The following is a 1,859-nucleotide window of genomic DNA, read 5'->3' as shown; positions in this document are numbered from 1 at the left end:
TGGCCGGTCTCGGTATGCACACGGCGGTGGTATTCGGTTTCCACCCAGGCCACAAACAGCCGGTTAAGCTCCAACAGCGCGGTCGCGTGATCGACCCCGGCGGCGGCGAGGTCCTCGCCGCTGGTGTCGGTTACCTCGATGAGGAACTGTTCACGCACGCTGCGAAACCAGCGTTCGACCTTGCCCCGCCCTTGGGGCCGGCCAGGTGCCGAATGCACCAGGCGCACACCGAGTTTCGCGCACGCCCGCAACAACCACGCATCGACGAACGCGCTGCCGTTGTCCACGTAGATCCCGGCCGGAACACCGCGGGCGGCCAACGCCGGGCGCAACGCGGCGGCCAGCCGCACGGCATCTTCGGCGAAGCCAAACCGATAGCCGACCGCCAGCCGTGTGTGGTCGTCGAGGAAAGCGAACAGGTAGGTCTTGCGGTCCCCGACCCGCGGCCCGTGTAGTGCGTCCCCGACCCACAGCTCATTGGGGTCGGCGGCCTCGAACCGGCCGAACACCGCCGCGGCCTCCCCGCCGCCCGGCCCCATCAGATCGAGCCGATGGAAGTGGCGCAGCAGCGTGGATTCCGAGGGCGCCCACCCGGTGGCGGTGCGCAGGATCCGAGCCACCTGCGCCACCGTGCGGGTCGGGTTTTCCCGCTTGAGCGACGCCGCCAGCTCCAGCACCTGCGCATCGGTGCGGGCCGCCAGCCGCCGCGGGGCCGGCACCAGCGCCTCAAACCCGCCGGCGCGGTAGCGGCGGATCCAGCGATCCAGTGTCTCCCGCGAGATGCGCACCTGGTTACCGAACGGGTCGGCATGGGTTTGGCCGGCGATCTCGCGCACCAGCTTGCCGCGCTGCTTGGTGGATAGCCCCTCGTCCAGGGCCGGGCAGATCAGCTGATACCGGAATAGCCCGATCGCCTGCGCCCGCTCGCGGCGCTTGTGCTCCTCCAACGACACCCTTGGTTCTCCTCTCCAATCGAAGGCCTGCCCGAAACCGTTGCCGGGCAGGCGCCTTGGCGAGGATCACCGATCATCGCCCGCAGCGGCAGGGGCGATTCGTGTTGCGCAGCCTCAACTGCGTGGTGGCGACCATCCCGGTGCCAGCAGCCGCCCGCCACTGCCCGCGACCACCACCCGCCCCGGCGTCACCGCGCCGCCCAACCCGACCGCACCGAACCGGAACCTGATCGCCGCGGTCGCCGCCTGCACCGCGGCCAGCACGTCGCGCCATGGGCACCCAGACCCGTCCGGGATCTGCACATCTACTCCAGCGGCCACGGCCACCCGCAAGAACCAATTCCAAATCACCTCGAGCCGATCAGCCGCCCGTCGTAGCCAGCCCCGCACCGTCGCCGCTGGTACGCCCAGGCTCGCGCCGATCCGGCGATGCCCAGCTCCCTCGGCGCGGGAGGTCAACGCGGCCCAAATCCGTTCCGCCGCATAAGCTCTGCGCAACAACACGGTCACCGGCAACAACACGTGGGTAACCAAACACGCCCGGCATCGTGCCCGCCGCGGCCGCAGCGGACCGCCCAGTCCCTCGACCCGCCGGACCCGGGCATACCCCCAGCCGCCCAGCACCCCATCCCGGCATGTCGGGCATCCGATCCCACCGCCCGCCAGCCGCGACTCGACGCCGACAACATCAGCCTCTACCGTCACCATCGGTGCCTCCAAGCACTAACAGCGCGGCACCCCGCAAGCCCGCCAAGACTTCAGCGGGGTGTCGCGCACCCACCAGTTCCTCGTCACACTGACGGTGCACACGAACAAGATCAACCCCGCGAACAAGCCGACAACCACATCGGCAAACTCAATGACGAACAAGACCGCCGTGGTCGTCACCCGGAGAGACGGTCAACA

Annotated in this window: 2 protein-coding genes; both read right to left on the bottom strand. The window is 69.4% G+C overall.

The genetic code is table 11. The features are described 5' to 3' along the window. On the bottom strand, nt 1–953 hold a 953-nt coding region (locus AWC14_RS09175), incomplete at its 3' end, for a DDE-type integrase/transposase/recombinase (protein ID WP_045382785.1). 114 nt (nt 954–1,067) lie between these two features. Further along, on the bottom strand, nt 1,068–1,661 hold the full coding sequence (locus tag AWC14_RS09170) for a hypothetical protein (protein WP_003920154.1): 594 nt from the start codon (nt 1,659–1,661) through the stop codon (nt 1,068–1,070). Between the last annotated feature and the right edge of the window lie 198 nt (nt 1,662–1,859).

It is taken from the genome of Mycobacterium kyorinense (assembly GCF_002101735.1).
GTDB classification, from domain to species: Bacteria; Actinomycetota; Actinomycetes; order Mycobacteriales; family Mycobacteriaceae; genus Mycobacterium; species Mycobacterium kyorinense.
Note: the sequence above shows the minus strand (reverse complement) of the source record. Positions and strands in the feature narration are given on the sequence as shown.

Coding starts and splice junctions, on each gene's coding strand:
- AWC14_RS09170 (WP_003920154.1), bottom strand. CDS start 1,661: ATGGTGACGGTAGAGGCTGATGTTGTCGGCGTCGAGTCGCGGCTGGCG.